The organism is Tamlana sedimenti (assembly GCF_038148895.1).
In the GTDB taxonomy this organism is placed as follows: Bacteria; Bacteroidota; Bacteroidia; order Flavobacteriales; family Flavobacteriaceae; genus Tamlana.
The window spans coordinates 533,391-551,825 of sequence record NZ_JBBVGQ010000001.1; the positions used below are offsets into that span (position 1 = coordinate 533,391).

The 18,435-nt window shown below is 36.4% G+C and carries 17 protein-coding genes; 4 read left to right on the plus strand and 13 right to left on the minus strand.

From position 1 onward, the window contains the following. Positions 1–2 precede the first annotated feature (2 nt). On the minus strand, positions 3–791 hold the full coding sequence (locus WJN01_RS02380; RefSeq protein WP_445195555.1) for a DUF3108 domain-containing protein: 789 nt from the start codon (positions 789–791) through the stop codon (positions 3–5). Between the two features lie 271 nt (positions 792–1,062). Between WJN01_RS02380 and WJN01_RS02385 the strand changes: the two genes are divergently transcribed. Genes WJN01_RS02385 through WJN01_RS02395 form a run of 3 tightly spaced genes read left to right on the plus strand, consistent with a single transcriptional unit; the run spans position 1,063 to position 3,673 of the window. Beyond that, positions 1,063–2,283: a sulfite oxidase gene (locus WJN01_RS02385; RefSeq protein ID WP_445195556.1), complete on the plus strand. Its 1,221-nt coding sequence runs from the start codon at positions 1,063–1,065 to the stop codon at positions 2,281–2,283. Next, on the plus strand, positions 2,284–2,757 hold the full coding sequence (locus WJN01_RS02390) for a monoheme cytochrome C (RefSeq protein WP_445195557.1): 474 nt from the start codon (positions 2,284–2,286) through the stop codon (positions 2,755–2,757). 40 nt (positions 2,758–2,797) lie between these two features. After that, complete coding sequence (locus tag WJN01_RS02395; protein WP_445195558.1) at positions 2,798–3,673, plus strand: sterol desaturase family protein; 876 nt, start codon at positions 2,798–2,800, stop codon at positions 3,671–3,673. Positions 3,674–3,718: 45 nt separating this feature from the next. On the opposite strand, the gene WJN01_RS02400 is transcribed toward WJN01_RS02395, so the two are convergent. From WJN01_RS02400 to WJN01_RS02435, 8 genes are all read right to left on the minus strand, one after another. Continuing rightward, the gene (locus tag WJN01_RS02400) at positions 3,719–4,558 is read right to left on the minus strand and encodes a pseudouridine synthase (RefSeq protein ID WP_445195559.1); all 840 of its coding nucleotides are present in this window, start codon (positions 4,556–4,558) and stop codon (positions 3,719–3,721) included. A gap of 108 nt (positions 4,559–4,666) precedes the next feature. Continuing rightward, positions 4,667–5,569: a geranylgeranylglycerol-phosphate geranylgeranyltransferase gene (locus tag WJN01_RS02405; RefSeq protein ID WP_445195560.1), complete on the minus strand. Its 903-nt coding sequence runs from the start codon at positions 5,567–5,569 to the stop codon at positions 4,667–4,669. 59 nt (positions 5,570–5,628) lie between these two features. Continuing rightward, positions 5,629–6,558, minus strand: a complete 930-nt coding sequence (locus WJN01_RS02410; RefSeq protein WP_445195561.1) for a mevalonate kinase family protein — start codon at positions 6,556–6,558, stop codon at positions 5,629–5,631. Between the two features lie 69 nt (positions 6,559–6,627). Beyond that, complete coding sequence (locus tag WJN01_RS02415; RefSeq protein ID WP_445195562.1) at positions 6,628–7,710, minus strand: diphosphomevalonate decarboxylase; 1,083 nt, start codon at positions 7,708–7,710, stop codon at positions 6,628–6,630. 6 nt (positions 7,711–7,716) lie between these two features. Continuing rightward, positions 7,717–8,250, minus strand: coding sequence for a DUF1697 domain-containing protein (locus WJN01_RS02420; RefSeq protein ID WP_445195563.1), 534 nt, complete (start codon positions 8,248–8,250; stop codon positions 7,717–7,719). Further along, a complete protein-coding gene (locus tag WJN01_RS02425; protein ID WP_445195564.1) occupies positions 8,247–9,461 on the minus strand; it encodes a BaiN/RdsA family NAD(P)/FAD-dependent oxidoreductase in 1,215 nt (404 codons plus the stop codon). Before WJN01_RS02425 ends, WJN01_RS02420 begins: the two co-directional genes overlap by 4 nt. Further along, entirely contained in the window at positions 9,458–10,147 is a 690-nt protein-coding gene (locus WJN01_RS02430) for a glycerophosphodiester phosphodiesterase (protein ID WP_445195565.1), read from the minus strand. The genes WJN01_RS02425 and WJN01_RS02430 overlap by 4 nt, the downstream gene beginning before the upstream one ends. Then, the gene (locus WJN01_RS02435) at positions 10,144–11,016 is read right to left on the minus strand and encodes an acyl-CoA thioesterase (protein WP_445195566.1); all 873 of its coding nucleotides are present in this window, start codon (positions 11,014–11,016) and stop codon (positions 10,144–10,146) included. The genes WJN01_RS02430 and WJN01_RS02435 overlap by 4 nt, the downstream gene beginning before the upstream one ends. Positions 11,017–11,142: 126 nt before the next feature. On the opposite strand from WJN01_RS02435, the gene WJN01_RS02440 reads away from it, so the two are divergent. Then, a complete protein-coding gene (locus WJN01_RS02440) occupies positions 11,143–11,946 on the plus strand; it encodes a hypothetical protein (protein WP_445195567.1) in 804 nt (267 codons plus the stop codon). Here WJN01_RS02440 and WJN01_RS02445 read toward each other — a convergent pair. The 4 genes from WJN01_RS02445 to msrB form a co-directional block, all read right to left on the minus strand. Then, positions 11,943–15,641, minus strand: coding sequence for a metallophosphoesterase (locus tag WJN01_RS02445; protein WP_445195568.1), 3,699 nt, complete (start codon positions 15,639–15,641; stop codon positions 11,943–11,945). The genes WJN01_RS02440 and WJN01_RS02445 overlap by 4 nt on opposite strands. A gap of 88 nt (positions 15,642–15,729) precedes the next feature. Then, positions 15,730–17,292, minus strand: coding sequence for a protein adenylyltransferase SelO (locus WJN01_RS02450; RefSeq protein WP_445195569.1), 1,563 nt, complete (start codon positions 17,290–17,292; stop codon positions 15,730–15,732). After that, positions 17,293–17,832 carry a peptide-methionine (S)-S-oxide reductase MsrA gene (gene msrA / locus WJN01_RS02455; protein ID WP_445195570.1) on the minus strand — a complete coding sequence of 180 codons (540 nt, stop codon included), beginning with the start codon at positions 17,830–17,832 and terminating at the stop codon, positions 17,293–17,295. After that, positions 17,825–18,283, minus strand: a complete 459-nt coding sequence (gene msrB / locus WJN01_RS02460) for a peptide-methionine (R)-S-oxide reductase MsrB (protein WP_445195571.1) — start codon at positions 18,281–18,283, stop codon at positions 17,825–17,827. Before msrB ends, msrA begins: the two co-directional genes overlap by 8 nt. Positions 18,284–18,435: the final 152 nt, after the last annotated feature.

Below are 18,435 nucleotides of genomic sequence, written 5' to 3' on the forward strand. Positions count from 1 at the left end.
TTCTATCTCTTCGGCTTTACAACTATTCTGAAAGGATGCTTAAGCCCTTTAAACGCTTCGAGGTCTGCCCTTAGAGACCCCACGGCCAGATCTGCCTTTATGCGTAAAGGCATTTTATTTTTATCTTTTGACACCCATAAGGTTAAACTTTCTTCCTCTTTAAAAACGCGCCCCGCCATAACATACGGCCTAAATTTTAAAGATTCTATTTCGCCAAAATCTGTGTCAATTATTTCTTCACCTAGATACTGCAACTTAAACCCATAATTTTCTCCATCAAAAAACATATCAACCTGCAACTCATCGCCTATTTTAAGTTTTTCTATGTTTAAATTATTACGTAAATAATAATAAGTTGACACCATATCCTGTATATTGGGTTTGGTGTCAATAACTTTTCTGGTGTTGTGTTTTTTATCGTTTACATGGGCCTTGTTGTTCACTTGGTCAAAATCAATCTCCAAATCTTTGGTATACCCACCTTCATCAATGTTTCTTATAAACTTGTAAGGCTGAATGGTTTCCTTGTCGAAATAGCTTTCATAACGGTCTTTCACCTTAAAAAACCATTTAATCATACCCGTGGTCCAGCCTTTTCCCACCACATGGTACACTTCTTTATCATTTAATTTGGTTTCTCTTACGTTGAGCGTGGCATTACCAGCCTTGAGCCAATTACTGTAGCTCATTCTAAACTTGAACCATTCGCCATCGCCAAATGCAGATTTTGACTGGGCCAATGTAACTTGAACCGATAAAGCCGTTATTAGAATAAGTAGTGTTTTTTTCATCTTATTTGGGTCATTGATAATGTAACTTCTATGCGCCACATTTATTGTTCAAGTAAGAAATTACAATTACTGTTCCAAAAATATAAATTTTATTCAAACGTGTTGGATTTATACTGTTATAGTTATGTTAGATTTTAAAGGCTTCTATTGTTTTCTATAGCCAACATTATTGCGAATAACTAACTATACTTATTGTAACAAAAGTTACAATGGAACAAATTAAGTAGTTGTATTTTGAAGAATTAATTATTCACCCCATTAATAGACAACTTTGAAAAGAAGCGAATTTATCAAAAAAACAACTTTGGGCTCCTTTGCGGCAATCATAGGAACAGAACTTGTTTTTGGTTCTAAAATACTTAAAGGCTATACCCCTTTGGCCCTGCAAGAACCAGACCCCTTCAAATTATTTAACAAGAATCCTGAAATGGTTGTTCTTAATGACAAACCTTGGAATATTGAGGCTCAAGCGCATTTGTTAGATGACAAAATAACCCCTAACTCATGTATGTTCATAAGAAATAATGGTTTAATTCCTGAAGATATTGACCCAAAAACATGGACACTTACCATTGATGGTGAATCGGTTGTAAAAGAAAAAACATATACACTAGCCGAATTAAAATCCAAGTTTAAGCACCACACCTATCAACTAACCATAGAATGCGGTGGTAACGGACGAAATGAATTTGACCCGCCTGCAAAAGGAAACCAATGGACCGTTGGTGCGGTGCATTGTGCCTCATGGACAGGTGTTCGCTTACGGGATGTTCTTGAAGATGCGGGAATTAAAAATACCGCTGTCTACATAGGTTATCATGCCGCTGATTTGCATTTGAGTAGAGACCCAAATAAAGAACCCATTTCTAGAGGATGCCCGATGGAAAAAGCACTTCAAGACGAAACTATTTTAGCGTTTCGAATGAATGGCGAAGACATACCCCTTGCTCATGGCTATCCATTACGTTTAGTTGTTGGCGGTTGGCCTGCTTCGGTTTCCGGAAAATGGCTCAACCGAATTAGTATTCGAAACAAAGTCCATGACGGTGAAAAAATGACCGGTTCGTCATATCGAGTTCCTTGCAAACCTGTTGCTCCGGGTGATAAGGTAAAAGGTGAAGATATGTGCATTATTGAATCAATGCCAGTTAAATCGTTAATTACCTATCCAAAAACAGGAGCGATAATCAGTAAAGGAAAGGCACTTAGCGTTAGAGGGCATGCTTGGGCTGGCGAACTTGAAGTAGCAAAAATGGAATACTCCATAGATTTTGGATCTACATGGACAATATGTCCTGTTGAAAAACCAGCAAACCGATTGGCTTGGCAACATTTTAATGCTTCCATAAATTTTCCAAAAGAAGGGTATTACGAAATATGGGCTAGAGCCACCAACACTAATGGCATAGCCCAGCCTATGCTCTTACCAGGTTGGAACCCAAAGGGGTATTTAAATAATGCTTGCCATAGAATAGCTGTAAAAGTTAAGTAAATGACTAAAGAAGAAGCATTCAGGAAAAAAGTCATGAAAGTGTACCGGGCCATGGTACTACTGTTTGGCTTGCTTATTATTACCGGTGCAGGATTAGTTTACTATACCATTAATCCAGGATTCTTTAATTTTAAATCGGATTCTGAGAATCTTGTGGCCGTTGTAGAAGAAGTTGATGAAGACCGTATTGAAAATGGCATTCATGTAAGAACAGGTTTAGTAGATGCCGAAGGATTGATGACTGTGGTAAATAATTGTACCTTTTGTCATTCTGCTAAATTAATAACCCAAAACAGAATGAATACAGAGCGCTGGAACGCTACAATAAAATGGATGCAAGAAACCCAAAACCTTTGGGATTTAGGCAAAAACCAAGAAGTAATTGTCAATTATCTAGTTACAAACTATCCGCCACAAAAAAAGGGAAGAAGGATGGTTTTAAACAATATTGATTGGTACGAACTGGAGAATTAAATTTAAACAAAATATAATATAAACAACAATTAAAATAATTATGGAAAAGTATTTAGACGCCTTTATTAATGCCTTTCAAGGCACCTTAACATGGACATGGAAATCCATTATTTTTGAAGTTCCTTGGTACACCAATTATTTTTGGGGACTTATAGCCATTTCGCTCTTTGTGTGGATTTTAGAAATCATTTTTCCCTGGCGAAAAGATCAATCTATTTTCAGGCGCGATTTTTGGCTTGACGCATTCTATATGTTCTTTAATTTTTTCATCTTCTCGATAGTAATTAGCGGCGTTTACAAAATAATTGGCTTGCTGTTTGGAGAGATAAACTTAACGGCAAAAAGTTTAGCGTTAATTGATATGTCTGGATGGGCATCTTGGGCACAGCTGTTAGTTTTCTTCATCATATTGGATTTTGTTCAATGGTTTACCCATGTTTTATTGCACAAATATTCATTTTTATGGAAATTCCACAAAGTTCACCATAGTGTCAAGGAAATGGGATTTGCCGCACATTTAAGGTACCATTGGATGGAAAATGTTTTATACAAGCCATTGAAAACTTTTGGTGTTATGATTATTGGTGGCTTTGAACCAGAGCAAGCATATATCATTCACTTTATAACCATTGCCATTGGTCATTTTAACCATTCAAATATCAAAATAACTTGGGGCCCATTGAAGTATGTTTTCAATAATCCCGTTATGCATTTATACCATCATGCTTATACCTTGCCAAAAGGAAAATATGGTGTAAACTATGGGATTAGCTTAAGCCTTTGGGACTATATTTTCAAAACCAATTATATTCCTGAAGATAGCGGCACCATTGAAATTGGCTTTAAAGGAGATGATAAATTTCCTCACGATTTTATAGGCCAAAATACTTATGGCTTTAAAAAAGGGCAGAAATAATACATCCAAAAAAAATCCCTTTTATCTTCATAAAAGGGATTTTTTTTAAATCATTTTTAGGGTATTCAATTCCTGCTCGGTTAGGTGTTTCCAATGCCCACGGGGAATATCCTTTTTGGTTAAATGACCTATGGCCACACAATCTATACTTACAACGTCATATTTTAGATGGTCAAAAATTGTGCGGATAATGGTATTTCCAGTATTCTTGATTTTTAGGCCTATTTCGCGTTTTGGCGCACCATCAATATAGCTTACTTCTTCAACTTCAATTAAATTTCCATCAACTCGAAATCCGTTTTGGATTGTTTTTAAGTCTTCCAACTTCAAATTTTTATCCAATTCAATGTGGAACAATCGAGGAACCCCTTTGTTAGAGTTCGTGAATTTTTTGGCAATCGCATCATCATTGGTAAAAAGCAACAACCCTTTTGAATTTCTTCCCAAGCGACCTATAGGTTTTATTTTAGCATTTGTAGCATTGGCCACTAAATCCATTACTGTTCTGCCTTTACCTTCACTTGTTGTGGTAGCAAAACCTTTGGGTTTATTTAACAACACATAGACCTTTTTCTCTGGATTAATTCTGGCACCGTCGTAACGTACCTCGTCACCTGGCTTTACCTTATAGCCCATTTCGGTAACGACTTTTCCGTTTACCGAAACCAGGCCTGTGGCAATATGTACATCGGCTTCCCTACGTGAACACATTCCTGAATTGGCAACATATTTATTTAACCTAATCTCACCCGAATTGTCTTGAGGCTTTTGTGTAGTTGTTTTTTTTATTGGAGCATTTCCTCGGGAATAACTCGTATAACGTTTATTTCCACTACCCCGCCCTGACGCCTTTCCATTTCCTTTACTCCCCTGATGTCTGCTCATTGTTTTTAAATTTTATGCAAAGATATACTTAATATTCTGATTGTTATTGATGTTTGCCGTTTTGTTAACTGTATATGATTTACAGATATTTTGACGGCTGAAACTATTTTATATGCGGTTTAAAACCACACTTACTTTTATGAGCACAATTGAAAATACGCCAGCTACAATAATGAACTTCAAAATATTGTGTAAGATTAAATAATGGATTTTGGTTCTTGACCTCCATAGAATAACCAAAAAAATGAACAACAAAACAATACTCAAATAAAAATACACATACATATACCCTATTTCAAAACGATATAGTAGCAAATAAGTGGGCACCAATGTTAAAACGGACAGTGTAGTGAGCATTATTTTTGAGGTTTTTTCTCCATAAACCACTGGGATGGTTTTATAGTCTTGTGCCAAATCTCCTGTAATGTTTTCCAAATCTTTGGTCAGTTCGCGCATAGATATGAGCAAAAACAAAAACAGGGCATGTACAAAAATTACGGTTTCGAAATTTTTGTAGTACATAAAAATGGCAAAAAAGGGTGTAATGGTTAAAATTGCCGAAACCAAATTACCAATAAATGGCAGCTTTTTTAACTTATGTGAGTAAAGCCAAATGCCAAAAATGTAAATAGCGAAGAAAATTACCGCTCTAAACGACACATAACTCGCCATGACAACTGCCACAAAATTCAGCACAAAATAAAACGAAAGCTTCGTGTTTTGACTTACCAGCCTGTCCAATCTGGATTTAAAGGGTCGATTGATTAAATCCTTCTCAGAATCGTAGAAATTGTTGATAATATATCCTCCAGCTATGGAGGCTGCTGATGCTAAAACCAACATGAGCAAATTAACATCAAAAAGCACGTGCTTTAAAGGCTTATCGTGCGCCATGATATAAATGGATGCTAAATATTGGGCAATAACTATAACAAGAATATTATAGCCACGTACAACCGAAAACATGCTGAAAAATTTAAGAAGGATGTGTTTCTGTTTTCTGGATAACATCTGAAAAAATTGAAGAAATCCTAAATCTCTTTCAGGATAGCAGTAAAGATAACTGAAATTTAGAAGTTATAAACTACTTCCAATTTATGAGTGGCAAGAGATTTTTTAGCCTTTTCAATATCTTCGGTAAACCCAAGAATATAGCCTCCTCCACCAGAGCCACATAATTTTAAGTAGTACTCGTTAGTTTCAATGCCTTTTTTCCAAAGTTCATGAAACTCTTGCGGAATCATAGGTTTAAAATGATTCAGAACCACTTTTGACAACCGTTTAGTGTTCTTGAACAGCGATTTTATATCACCTTTTAAGAAATCATCCACACAGGCATCAGTGTGTTTTATAAACTGGTTTTTAAGCATTTTTCGGAAGCCTTCTTGTTTCATGTTTTCCATAAACAAGCTTACCATCGGAGCCGTTTCGCCAATTACACCACTGTCCAATAAAAAAACCGCACCCTTACCTTCACTTTGTTGGGCAGGAATACCCGTAGCCTCGATATTATCTTTCGAGTTTATTAAAATCGGAATACTCAAATAACTATTTAAAGGGTCTAAACCAGAGGATTTACCATGGAAAAAAGATTCCATTGCCGAAAAAATAGATTTAAGCTTTAACAGTTTTTCTCTGGTCAAATTTTCGAGAACCGTAATTTTATCAAAGGCATATTTGTCATAAATGGCCGCAACCAAAGCACCACTGCTGCCAACGCCATAGCCTTGTGGAATGGTAGAATCGAAATACATTCCGGCATTTACATCCTCCAAAAGCCTATCCATATCAAAACGTACCAAACTATCATCGATACCTTGGATGTACTTGGCAAATCGTTTTAAGCTTTCATTTGATTCAAGAGAAATAGCTGAAGTGTTGTCGCCCTTTTTTAAAGCACCGTTGTAAAAGCTATAAGGAATAGATAATCCCTTAGAATCTTTAATAATTCCATACTCACCGAAGAGAAGAATTTTTGAATAAAATAAAGGTCCTTTCATAAAATTAGGCGGTTTAGAGCACCGTGTTTAACAAATATATAAATTTTTTAAACAAAAATATATTAAAAGTTATATTTCATTGGCCCCCAAACCAATAACGTCGCAAATATAATGACCATTTTCACAATACGCAACTAATTCATTATTAATGAATTTCAAAACGGTTTCTTTCTCAATTTCGGGATAAAGCACGTGTACATTGGCACCGGCATCTAAAGTAAAACAAACCTTTGAGCCAGTTTCTTTTCTGAACTCCCAAATTTTATTAATGATACTCAAGGTATTCGGCTTCATCAAAATAAAATAAGGCAAACTGGTCATCATCATAGCATGGAGTGTTAATGCCTCACTTTCAACAATTTTTATAAAATCATCTAAATCACCATTTTTTAGAATACTAATGAGGTTTTCAAGGTTTTGGCCAGCCTGTTTAAATCGTTCTAGGGCAAATGGATGACCGTACATTAAATTGTGTCCAACAGTGCTACTTACCTGCTTTTCTCCTCTATCAACCAACAAAATGGTGTCTTGATAATCATTGAAATTTTGGTGGGCTTCATAAGGATATTTTACCCCAAACAAATCACTACTACCTTCAATTGAGCCATGTTCTCCCCAAACCACCAAAGGTCCTTCTATGCTTCTACAAGCACTTCCAGAGCCCAATCGTGCCAAAAAAGAAGCTTTTTTAACAAAAAACTGATTGGAGATTTTACCGTCATTCAATAATTTCTCAACACTCATGAAACACAAGGCCAAAGCACTCATGCCTGAGGCCGAAGATGCAATTCCGGAACTGTGCGGAAAAGTATTTGAAGTTTCAATTTTAAAATGATAATCTTTTAAAAACGGCAAATACACTTCAACCCGTTTGAAAAAAGTTTCAATTTTTGGTTTAAAATCAGGTTTTTTTTGACCATCTAAAAAAACGTCAAACGAATAATCATCGCTATTTTCTTTTTTGGAAAAACTAAGCTTTGTGCTGGTTTTGCACTGATTTAAAGTAAAACTAATTGAAGGGTTTTCTGGAATTTGATCTTTCTTTTTTCCCCAATATTTTACAAGAGCAATATTGCTTGGCGATTCCCATGTAAAACTTCCACTATCAACTGTACTTTTAACAGACTTAGGTATAAAACTTGCTTCGTTCATGTTGCATTAATCTGCCGACAAAGATAACAACTTTACCATGGTTTTATAGTTTCTTGCTGTTGCTGTTATTTTTAATTTCCGTTCAAAGAAATTATTGTTGCATTTTGCGTTGCCATAACCTACTGATGAATACAAATAAACACAATCATCAGTTATCACAAAAGTTTCGTTGGAATATGATATTTTTGAAACCTCATCAACCAATGCTTTACTTGGTGACGCAAATAACAGCATAAAATAACTTTCTGTTTTTTCATCTTCCGGAAAAGGACAAGCGTCAAAAATTTGCTGAAGCTCCTTTGGACTTTTCACCAATGTTGGTACTTCAAAACCAAAGTGTTTTTCTATAGTGTTTTGGATACGTAACGCTAGCTTTTCAGCTTCATTTTCGGAAGAGCGAAAAACCACATTACCACTTTGAATGTAGGTTTGCACATCTTTTAAACCTGCTTTTGATAGCAATTCGCGTAATTCTGCCATTGGGACTTTTTTTTGTCCGCTTACGTTTATTCCTCTAAGCAATGCGACGTATGTATTCATTGCTTAATTATATTTTTTGCTACAATAAAAGCACCAGTCCAAGCATTTTGAAAATTAAAACCACCCGTAACGGCATCAATATTCAGCACTTCTCCAGCAAAATAAAGATTTTCAACAAGCTTGCTTTCAAAGGTTTTGAAGTTAACTTCTTTTAAATCAACGCCACCTGCTGTAACAAACTCTTCCTTAAAGGTGCTTTTCCCATTCGCTTTAAAAACAGCTTGGGTGAGTTGCGATGCCAATGCTTCAAGTTGTACTTTATTTATATCTGCCCAACGGGTATCTTCATTAATATTAGAAGCCAAAACCAATTGGTGCCAAAGCCTTTTTGGTAAATCAAAATGCGTGGATTTGAACACTGTTTTTTTAGCCAAATCTTGTTTTGCAGTTTTTAATACCTCTAAACAATCTTCAAAAGATTTTTTAATAAAATTGATTTTAATCTGAAATTTATAATCACGCTTGGCAAGCTCCAAAGCACCAAAAGCAGACAGTTTTAAAATAGATGGAGCGCTCATACCCCAGTGGGTAATAAGCAGTGGACCTTCGCTAAACAAATCGGTTTCCAACACACTTATCTCAACATTTTGTGCAACAACTCCCGGAATATCTTTAATGCGAACATCGTCAATATTAAATGTAAAAAGCGAAGGAACTGGTTGGGAAATAGTATGCCCCAAATCTTCTAAAATCTTCCACATTTTTAGGTTGCTCCCTGTAGCTACCAATATTTTTTCTGAGGAAAATAACCCTTCCGAAGTTTCAATTTGAAACCATCCATTCCCCTTTGAAATTGATTTAACAATATGGTTGTACAAAACATCAACACCATACTTTTGGGCTTCATTTAAAAAACAATCTATTATAGTTTGCGACGAATTTGAAACAGGAAACATCCTGCCATCGTCTTCAATTTTAAGCTCTACACCTCTTTTTTCAAACCATTCGATGGTATCGCCCGTCATAAATTGATGAAAAGGACCCAATAATTCCTTTTCACCTCGAGGATAATTTTGCACCAATTCCTGCGGAATAAACTCGGCATGCGTTACATTACACCGTCCGCCTCCAGAAACCTTTACCTTTTGCAGGCCTTCCTTTCCACGTTCCAATATTGTTACATTGAGCGTTGGATTTTGCTCGGCAATATTAATTGCCGCAAAAAAACCAGCAGCACCTCCGCCAATTATAATCACATCTTTTTGAATCATAACCTATCAGGAAAATCTGAAATTATTCCGTCAACACCATAAGATTTTAAGCGTTCAATATGCTCTTTCTCATTAACTGTATACGTCAAAATTTTAAGATTGTGCGCTTGTATTTTTTTCACCTTTTCTTGGGTTAACATGGTATAATCTGGATGAATGGACACGGCATTTATTTGCCTAGCAAAAATTATGGCTTCCTCTAAATTGGTATCGTTTAAAATACCCAAATTAATGTTTTGGTTCGCTTCATAAACCTGCTCCAATAAGTCATTTTGAAAACTGGACACCAAAAAACTATGCCAACTCCAGCCTTTTCTTTCAACATAAAACTCAATGAACTCCACAACAGGTTTGGCCGTATTATGTCCCTTGAGTTCAATATTCATTAATACGTTATTATCAATAACATTCATAACTTCATGCAACGTAGGAATCGCAAATTCATCAAGAACTTTTAATTTTTTTAATTCTGAAAGTATATATTTTGAAATGTCGCCCGTGCCATTGGTCACCCTATCTAATGTGAAATCATGGAATACCACCAGCTCACCAGATGCACAGCAATGTACGTCCAACTCGATTCCGGTCGCCCCTAATTCTATCCCTTTCTTGATGGATTCTGTAGTGTTTTCAGCTACATGCCCAGCCGCACCACGATGACCAATTTTTAAAATTCCTGAAGTCATTTTTTATCTTTTGGTCGCATTAAACCTTCCTGAGCCACTGATGCTATGAGTTTACCGTCCCTCGTGAAAATATTTCCTCGGGCAAAACCTCGGGCATTTGAAGTGCTTGGCGATTCCATGGAAAACAGCAACCAATCATCAAAGTCAAAATCGCGAAAATACCACATGGAATGGTCCAAACTAGCGGTTTGCATATTACCCCAATGTGCTTTACTGGCATGAGGATTAAGTGCCGAAACCAAAATATTATAATCTGAAATATAGGTTAATATTTGCTGTTTTGTTACCAAATCCAAACTATTGGCCGTGTAGCTTTTTAATTTAAACCATACATCGCTAAACGGAGGCAAATCCTTTCGTTCCAACGGATTATCTATTTTGGTTGGCTTGAATTCTATTGGGCGTTCAATTTCAAAAAAAGTCTTTAAGCTTTTAGGCAAGAAATCACCAAATTGATGTAAAATGTCAGTCCAACTTAAAAGTTCTTCCGGTTGTTTTAAACCTGATTTCATCTCTATTTGATGGTTATATCCATCCTCTTTCTTATGAAATGATGCCGATAAAATAAAAATTGTTCTATCCTTTTGGTGAGCAGTAACACGCCTAACCGAAAAGCTACCACCATCCCTAACCCGGCTCACATTATAAGTTATTGGAAGGTTTAAATCTCCTGCCTCCAAAAAATAGGCATGCATGGAGTGTAAAATTCTTTTGTTTGTTATGGTTCTGCTGGCAGCATTAATGGCCTGGGCAAGCACTTGCCCACCAAAAACCACTGGACTGCCAACGGTTTTACTTACGCCATTAAACTCACTTTCGGTTACTTTTTCTAAAATCAGTAACTTTAATAAGTCATTAACTGTGGTCATTTTTTTCCATTTAATTGTATAAATCTATTAAATAATAAGTGCTTTTACACAACAATTACCAATAGTTTAAGTTTTTATTTTTTGATTGATTTATAAAACAGGTAATTTGCCTTTTCATGTATTTGTATGTTATACCATCTTCAAAAAATATTGGCTTTCTCGATACTGTTAAACTCCTGTCAAACAGGAAAACTTCATGTTATTGCAGACCTTCCAAATAGTTTGAAAGAGGCCTCAGCCATCGAAACCGTTAATGGTTCAAAATTATTGTGGACTATTGAGGATTCTGGAAACAAAAACAATATTTACGGCTTAAATAAAAATGGTAAAATTGTAAAAGACATTGATATTAGTAATGCCAGTAATATTGATTGGGAAGATTTAACTTCGGATAGCTTTGGAAACCTCTACATTGGTGATTTTGGCAACAACAGCAAAAACCGAGATGATTTTACCATTTATAAAGTTTCAGATTTAAAATCGGATAAAACCTCTGTCGAACGCATCAATTTTATTTTACCAAAAAACCTAAAGCCGAAGGATTTTGAAGCCTTTTTCCTTTTTAATGGCTACTTCTACATGTTTAGCAAAGAGAATAAATCGAGTATTCTTCTAAAAGTCCCCAATAGAATTGGAAAACACACTGCGGAAATGGTAACTGATTTTAATTTAGACGGAAAACACAATCAGATAACTTCGGCTGATATTAGCGATGATGGGGAAACAATTGTGCTTTTAAATCATGATAAACTTTGGAAAATAACAAACTTTAAAACCGACCAATTTTTTAACGGCAAAGTTGAAGAAATGACCTTTGGGCACAGTTCACAAAAGGAAGGCATTTGTTTTAAAAATAACCACTCGGTTTACATAACAGACGAAAAGACAAAAGGAGAAGGTGGAAACCTTTACGATTTTAAACTAAACTAAAATCCAAAACCCAATTTAAACGCCAAACGCAGTCCGTCGGAGCTATTAAATGCCGAAATATTTAATGTTACCATATCAGCTGCATTGGCAAAAACACCTCCCCCAACTGAGGTATTCCATGTATCTGAATGGTGGCTGGGGTCGAGCAATAAATTGTCGTCAACCCAAACTTTCCCATAATCAAAACCTCCATAGACACCAATATTTAAAGGTAATACTCCTGTTTTTAATTTTCGAAGATTCAATCTTAAATCGGTACTTTGAACATATGCACTTTCTCCCGTAAAACGTTCATTTCTGAAACCTCTTAGTCCATTATTCGCGCCAATATTGGCGCCCTGATAAAACTCAAAGCCATCACCAAAGTTAAAATGCCCTTTAAATTTTGTCGCCAAAACCAATTGCCCACTCGCAATTAATTTATAATCAAATCCCAATTCGGGAATGAGATAACCAAAACCTTTTGAACTATCTATATTGTTTTTGTAGCCAGCCTGTAATGCGAATAACATTCCAAGCGTTGGAAAAGCCGAATTATCAGAATTTGCATATTGATATTTGCCATGCACGCCGATGAATTGGTCATTCATGTCTTCGCCGTCTCCTAAAAATTCATCATTTATAAATCTGCCTTGGGTTTCTTCAACTTCAATAGATTCATAAGACAAACCGAATTCAACACTGGCGCCCAATTGGCCTTTCCAGATTAATGAAGGTTCAACTTTTATAGTTTTTAATTTCACTCGGTTATAATCCAAATTGGCATCAAACCCATCTTGCTCATCTGCTTCTGGATTTGGCGTATTGTTACCAAAACCAAAAAAGTTGACGGCATAATTGGGACTTGTAAATTTGGTGCTTAAATTTAAATTCCACCTCCCGATCACATTGGCAAATTCTGCACTATACCCTAAATCAAAACCATTAGTTGCGAAATAATAAGAGGCGGAAAGGGTATGTTGGGCACTAAACGGATTGCGTTCAAAACCGTAATTGGTAAAGGTATTGGTAAACCCAGCTTTAAATCCGTCATCTGGATTAGCTCCAAACGAAGGGATAAATTGATTAGAACTATTTTTTAACTTTTTATAATCATAAACATTGGTTTCATAATCATCGGTTAGTTTTAACGTTCCTTTATTGGTCAAAAATTCATTCTTTTTGGATTTATGGTCATAAATCTTAAGGTTTATACCATTGCCAATGTTATAAATATCTTTATTCTGACCACCTATTAATCTTATTTTAATTGGGTTACTTCCATTACCAAAAACTTCAAATCGGTCGTCATCATCCAATCCATAAATCCAAATCTCTTTTGTACTCGCTTTTGAATAAGTTCGCTGATGAAACAAATCTGCTTTTTTATCTTTTTTAATTCGATATGCTGATATTTTAGTCTCACCATTTGGCAACCGTTCAATATCAAACCAATCATCTTTATTGGTGCCCTTTACCACTACATACTTATTTAAATGGGTGTAATATTTGTCCGATATCTTCTGAAGATTCGCCCGTCTTCCAATTAATTTTTGTCTTATTTCTAGAATTGAATTCTGATCAACTTCGGGTGGAAAGTTTTTAAATGCTTCATCGATAACCTCATCGGTTAAATTTTTTACAATGTGTGCTACCTGAGCGTCCCAAACCTCCTTATTCGATTGATTTATTAAGGCCATATCCAATGGGTAAGGCTCTAAATTAAACCACTTTGGGCTTTTTAGGTCCTCATCATAGCTTTGCATAAGGCGCAATGCCGGAATCAGTTTAGTGGCCACATTCAATAAAGCGCCATCTGCCATAATTGAGAATGCTTGATCTCTGTCTCTAGGCACCGGTCTGTATACCTTTTTCCCATTTTCCTTAAACTCTGCCCACCGCCATTGGTCTTCATGCCTATCCCAATCACCAATGAGCATATCAAACAAACGCGCCCTTATATACGATGCCTCATCAAGCACAAAATCTTCGTCTTTATTTAATTTTTTCAAGACATCATCAGTGCTTATCAACTCATTGGAATAGCCAAAACTTGCTTTGTCGCCATGTCCAGAATCGGTACGTTCTTCAATCATGTACAATTCATTACCAAATTCACTGTTAAAATGGCCCAAAGCATTTTGTTTTGGCACATAATACAGCACAGGGTTGGTATGGTAAACGCCAACTGCATCTGAAAGCCTTCCAATAGTAAATGGCGCATATGGGTGCGACCCCGTAAAAACGTCAAGTAACAAACCCTCAGTATACGTATCATCAAATTGACCCTCAATATATTGATCTTTAAAAGCAACTGCCTGTAAATATTGCACCGCATTTTTTCTGAGTGCCCGCATAACATATTCGCGGCCTTGTTTATCCTTTAAGCGTAAGGATTTTGATTGGTGCCCACCACCCTTTCTAACAACCCTTAAGCCGCCTAATAAAGTGTCCAAATCAACTGTTGGCGCCTTAACTTGAGTGCTGAAATCTTTCCTATACCGATTGCCCCAAAACAACTTATAAAGTCTTCCTTTTGAAGTTTCCTCTTCCGTATAAATTGAGGCCACCTTATCCGTTGGGTAAGATGTAGGATAGGTATTGAATATCTTTTTTTCATCCTGTTGAAGAACTTGGGATTGAAACACAACTTGGTCGTTAGCGTAAAATCTAACATAAGACGACCCATCACTAAACACATCCAAACGGGCATAGCCCATTGCTCCATAGGAAAATTGGCCGCCACCCACATTTCGAGTGGGTTTGGTTTTTGAACCTGAACCACTTACTATTTGTGGCAGGTTATCTTCAACTATGTATTGAAGATTATGATCGTGACCCGAAACAAAAATAGTTTTATCATTTTCTTGTGCCAACGTGATCATTCGTTTTCTAAACTCGTTGTAACGCTTGTTTTGATTATCAACAGTGACAACACCACCTGTTTTTCTCATGACATTTTTTAGTGTTCCCAAAACGGGAAGTGGGGACATATGGCTACCAAATGAATATTGCCCACCATGGGAGCCATTGGTAAACAAAGGGTGATGAATGGCAATAATCGTAGTTTTACCTCTGGCCTTTTTTATTTCACCTTCCAATTCGTCAAAAAACTTGGTTCTTGTTTTTATATCGCATTCGTCATTTATAGTTGGGTGCTTATCCCAATTGGTCATGTACCATTCAGAATCCACCAAAATCAGCACAATGTTTTTATCTATTTCAACCTTTTTAATGGGGCAGCCATCTTCCGGCAAAAAGGTATTTTTCCCGAGAGCATCCTCAATGTACTTTTCTTGGTGTTTTAACCCTTTTAAACCATTGCTGTACCAATCGTGGTTACCAGGGATAAAAATGGTTTTGCCCTTAAAATCCTTAACAGCATCTATTTGGGCATTTAATTGGTTTTCTGCCGATGCTCGTCCGCTCTCCTCTTTTTCAGGTAAGCCCTTCGGATAAATATTATCTCCAAGAAAAATTGTAGTACTATTTCCCGAAGCTTTTGAAAGTTCGCTTTTAAAATTATTTATGGCTTTTGAAGATTCCGCTTCGCCAGAAATACCCGCATCGCCAATCAGGTAAAAACTATGCACTATTTTTTTTTCTGGAAAACCTGAAGATTCAAACTGATTATTGGCATATTGAGGTTTGTAAGTTGCACAAGAACTTAAAAACAAACTGATTATAATAATAGAAGAATAACGAAAAATCCTCATGGTTGGCTCCTGTAAATGACTAAATAAAAGTTAGGTTTTGGCTCCAAAGCTTTCCTCTAAATTAATTCATTTTTCTGAAATAATATATTTACGAACTACAAGATAGCATCGAGCAGCCCACTTTGTGCCTTGCCCATTCAGGTCTTTTAGCAAACCATTTTTCATGCTCAGGTTGTTCGTTATAAGGATTTTTTAGCAATTGGAACAGTTCGTCAATTAGTTTATAATTCCCTTTATCAGCATCATCAATGGCCAATTGAGCCATATAATTTCTAAGCACATACTTGGGGTTTACCAAATTCATTTTTTGTTTTCTACTTTCTGAAGAAATATCTTCCAATTCCAATCTTGATGCATAGCGTTTGAACCATTGGTTCCATTTTTGTTTGATATCTTCCGTTAGCTCATTTTGATTATAAAAAGCATCCATAACAAGTTGCAATCCTTCGGAAGGACTTTCAGCATCAAAATCGCTAAAATTTCTAAAGAAAATGGTCATATCTGTTTCAGCCAACAGCAAATTGTTTTCCAAGTCTTCTATCAACGATTTGTCAAAGGCATCCTCTTTAAATAATCCTATTTTGGAACGCATCATATTTAGATATTTAGCCTCGTAGTTGGGTTTATAGTCATCCAAAATCGTTTGAAAGGGCTCGGCTACTTCAACCAAAGGATATAAGGCATTTGCCAATTGATATAAGTTCCAAAGCGCTATATTTGGTTGATTGCCGAAGCGGTAGCGTTTATGTTGGCTGTCTGTAGTGTTTGGTGTCCATCCAAAATCGAATCCTTCCAACCAGCCATAGGGGCCATAATCTATGGTCAGGCCTAAAATAGACATGTTATCAGTATTCATGACGCCATGCACAAAACCAACCCGTTGCCAATGAATGATCATGTCCAAGGTTAAATCTGTAACCTCCTTAAATAATGAGATGTAAGTTTCTTTTGATGGCTTCCCTAAATGCGAGAAATGATGCTTTATGGTATAATCTACCAAAGTTTTTAAGGTTTCATGTTCTTGTCTTGCCGCAAATATTTGATAACTGCCAAAACGCAAAAAACTAGGTGAAACCCGAGTAACAATAGCACCTTTTTCGTAGGCTGGATGGCCATCATACATGATATCGCGCATCACCTTATCGCCAGTTAACGCCAATGAAAGTGCACGCGTTGTTGGCACACCCAAATGAAACATGGCCTCACTGCACAAATACTCACGAATTGATGAGCGCAAAACGGCCAACCCATCCGCCGAGCGTGAATAAGGAGTTTCACCTGCACCCTTGAGTTGTAAAGTCCAAAATTTATTTTCATGCTCAACTTCAAACAAATTTATGGCCCGACCATCTCCCAACTGTCCCGCCCAACTACCGAATTGATGTCCAGCATAACACATAGCGTAAGGTTTAGTATTTGGCAAAATATAGTTACCTGTAAATACGTTTAAAAAAGTTTCGCTTTGTGCATTTTTTGATGACATCCCCAAATTATCCAACATTTCGGGAGATACGTGAATTAATTCTGGCTTTGACGTTTTCTTAGGAAACACATACGAAAAACACGCATTTGAAACCTGCCGTCGATTATTTTCCAAAACAGGGTCTGCTGGCAATTCTTTGGTAAACCTGTCTTTTATACTGAGTTGCATTTATTTCAATTTTTCGGCATGAAGCTTTCTTAGCTTTGCCAATTTAGGGGTGATTACAAAACTGCAATAGCCTTGCGATTGATTCTGTTGATAATAATTTTGATGATAATCTTCGGCTTTGTAAAAAACACCTAAAGTCGAAAGCTCCGTAACAACTGGGTCATCATAATATTTACCAACTTCTTTCAACACTTTTTTGGCAATTTCATATTGCTCTCCGTTATGATAATAAATTACCGACCTATACTGCGTCCCCACATCACCTCCTTGTCTGTTTAGCGTTGTGGGGTCATGGGTTGTCATGAAAACAATCAAAATATCTTCAAAAGAAATTGTACTGGCATCAAAGGTGATTTGAACCACCTCTGCATGACCCGTCAAACCAGAGCAGACTTCTCTGTATGTAGGGTGCCCAGGGGCATTACCACCAGAATAACCCGAAACCACTTTTTCTACACCTTTAATGTTTTGAAATACTGCCTCGGTACACCAAAAACAACCTCCACCAAAGGTTGCTGTTTGCAAATTGTTGTTATCCATTGGCTACCTCCTTCTCCAATTGCATAGATTCTGAGTTAATGCAATAGCGCAATCCACTAGGTTCTGGTCCGTCAGGAAAAACATGCCCCAAATGGGCATCGCAGGTGTTACACATTACCTCAACCCGCACCATGCCATAAGCGGTATCTTTTTCATACTTAATGGCGTTTTCTTTAATTGGTTGGGTGAAACTTGGCCATCCTGTACCTGAATTGAATTTTATGGTAGAGTCGAACAAAGGCGTATTGCAGCATACACAATTATATTTTCCTGCTTCATAAATACTACAGAGCTCTCCACTATGTGGGCGTTCGGTTCCTTTTAAACGGGTAATCCTAAATTGTTCTGGTGTTAAAAGGTTTTCCCATTCGGCCTCTGTCTTTTCAACGTGTTCATCAGGGGTTGGATTTCCGTTTACGCAAAAGTTGATGACGTCTTTCCAAGTAAGCATATTTTTGTCCTTTCTTAATTAAATTATGTTCATCCAAAATTCAACTTTAAGTCGATAATACAACCAAAAACTTACAATTTACCACTTCTTAAAGCTTTCATGAAATTTACAATAAAATATTGCGTTATTTATGGGTTAATTTTATGTTCTTA

Coding starts and splice junctions, on each gene's coding strand:
- WJN01_RS02380 (WP_445195555.1), bottom strand. CDS start 791: ATGAAAAAAACACTACTTATTCTAATAACGGCTTTATCGGTTCAAGTT.
- WJN01_RS02390 (WP_445195557.1), top strand. CDS start 2,284: ATGACTAAAGAAGAAGCATTCAGGAAAAAAGTCATGAAAGTGTACCGG.
- WJN01_RS02395 (WP_445195558.1), top strand. CDS start 2,798: ATGGAAAAGTATTTAGACGCCTTTATTAATGCCTTTCAAGGCACCTTA.
- WJN01_RS02400 (WP_445195559.1), bottom strand. CDS start 4,558: ATGAGCAGACATCAGGGGAGTAAAGGAAATGGAAAGGCGTCAGGGCGG.
- WJN01_RS02405 (WP_445195560.1), bottom strand. CDS start 5,569: ATGTTATCCAGAAAACAGAAACACATCCTTCTTAAATTTTTCAGCATG.
- WJN01_RS02410 (WP_445195561.1), bottom strand. CDS start 6,558: ATGAAAGGACCTTTATTTTATTCAAAAATTCTTCTCTTCGGTGAGTAT.
- WJN01_RS02415 (WP_445195562.1), bottom strand. CDS start 7,710: ATGAACGAAGCAAGTTTTATACCTAAGTCTGTTAAAAGTACAGTTGAT.
- WJN01_RS02420 (WP_445195563.1), bottom strand. CDS start 8,250: ATGAATACATACGTCGCATTGCTTAGAGGAATAAACGTAAGCGGACAA.
- WJN01_RS02425 (WP_445195564.1), bottom strand. CDS start 9,461: ATGATTCAAAAAGATGTGATTATAATTGGCGGAGGTGCTGCTGGTTTT.
- WJN01_RS02430 (WP_445195565.1), bottom strand. CDS start 10,147: ATGACTTCAGGAATTTTAAAAATTGGTCATCGTGGTGCGGCTGGGCAT.
- WJN01_RS02435 (WP_445195566.1), bottom strand. CDS start 11,016: ATGACCACAGTTAATGACTTATTAAAGTTACTGATTTTAGAAAAAGTA.
- WJN01_RS02440 (WP_445195567.1), top strand. CDS start 11,143: ATGTTATACCATCTTCAAAAAATATTGGCTTTCTCGATACTGTTAAAC.
- WJN01_RS02445 (WP_445195568.1), bottom strand. CDS start 15,641: ATGAGGATTTTTCGTTATTCTTCTATTATTATAATCAGTTTGTTTTTA.
- WJN01_RS02450 (WP_445195569.1), bottom strand. CDS start 17,292: ATGCAACTCAGTATAAAAGACAGGTTTACCAAAGAATTGCCAGCAGAC.
- msrA (WP_445195570.1), bottom strand. CDS start 17,832: ATGGATAACAACAATTTGCAAACAGCAACCTTTGGTGGAGGTTGTTTT.
- msrB (WP_445195571.1), bottom strand. CDS start 18,283: ATGCTTACTTGGAAAGACGTCATCAACTTTTGCGTAAACGGAAATCCA.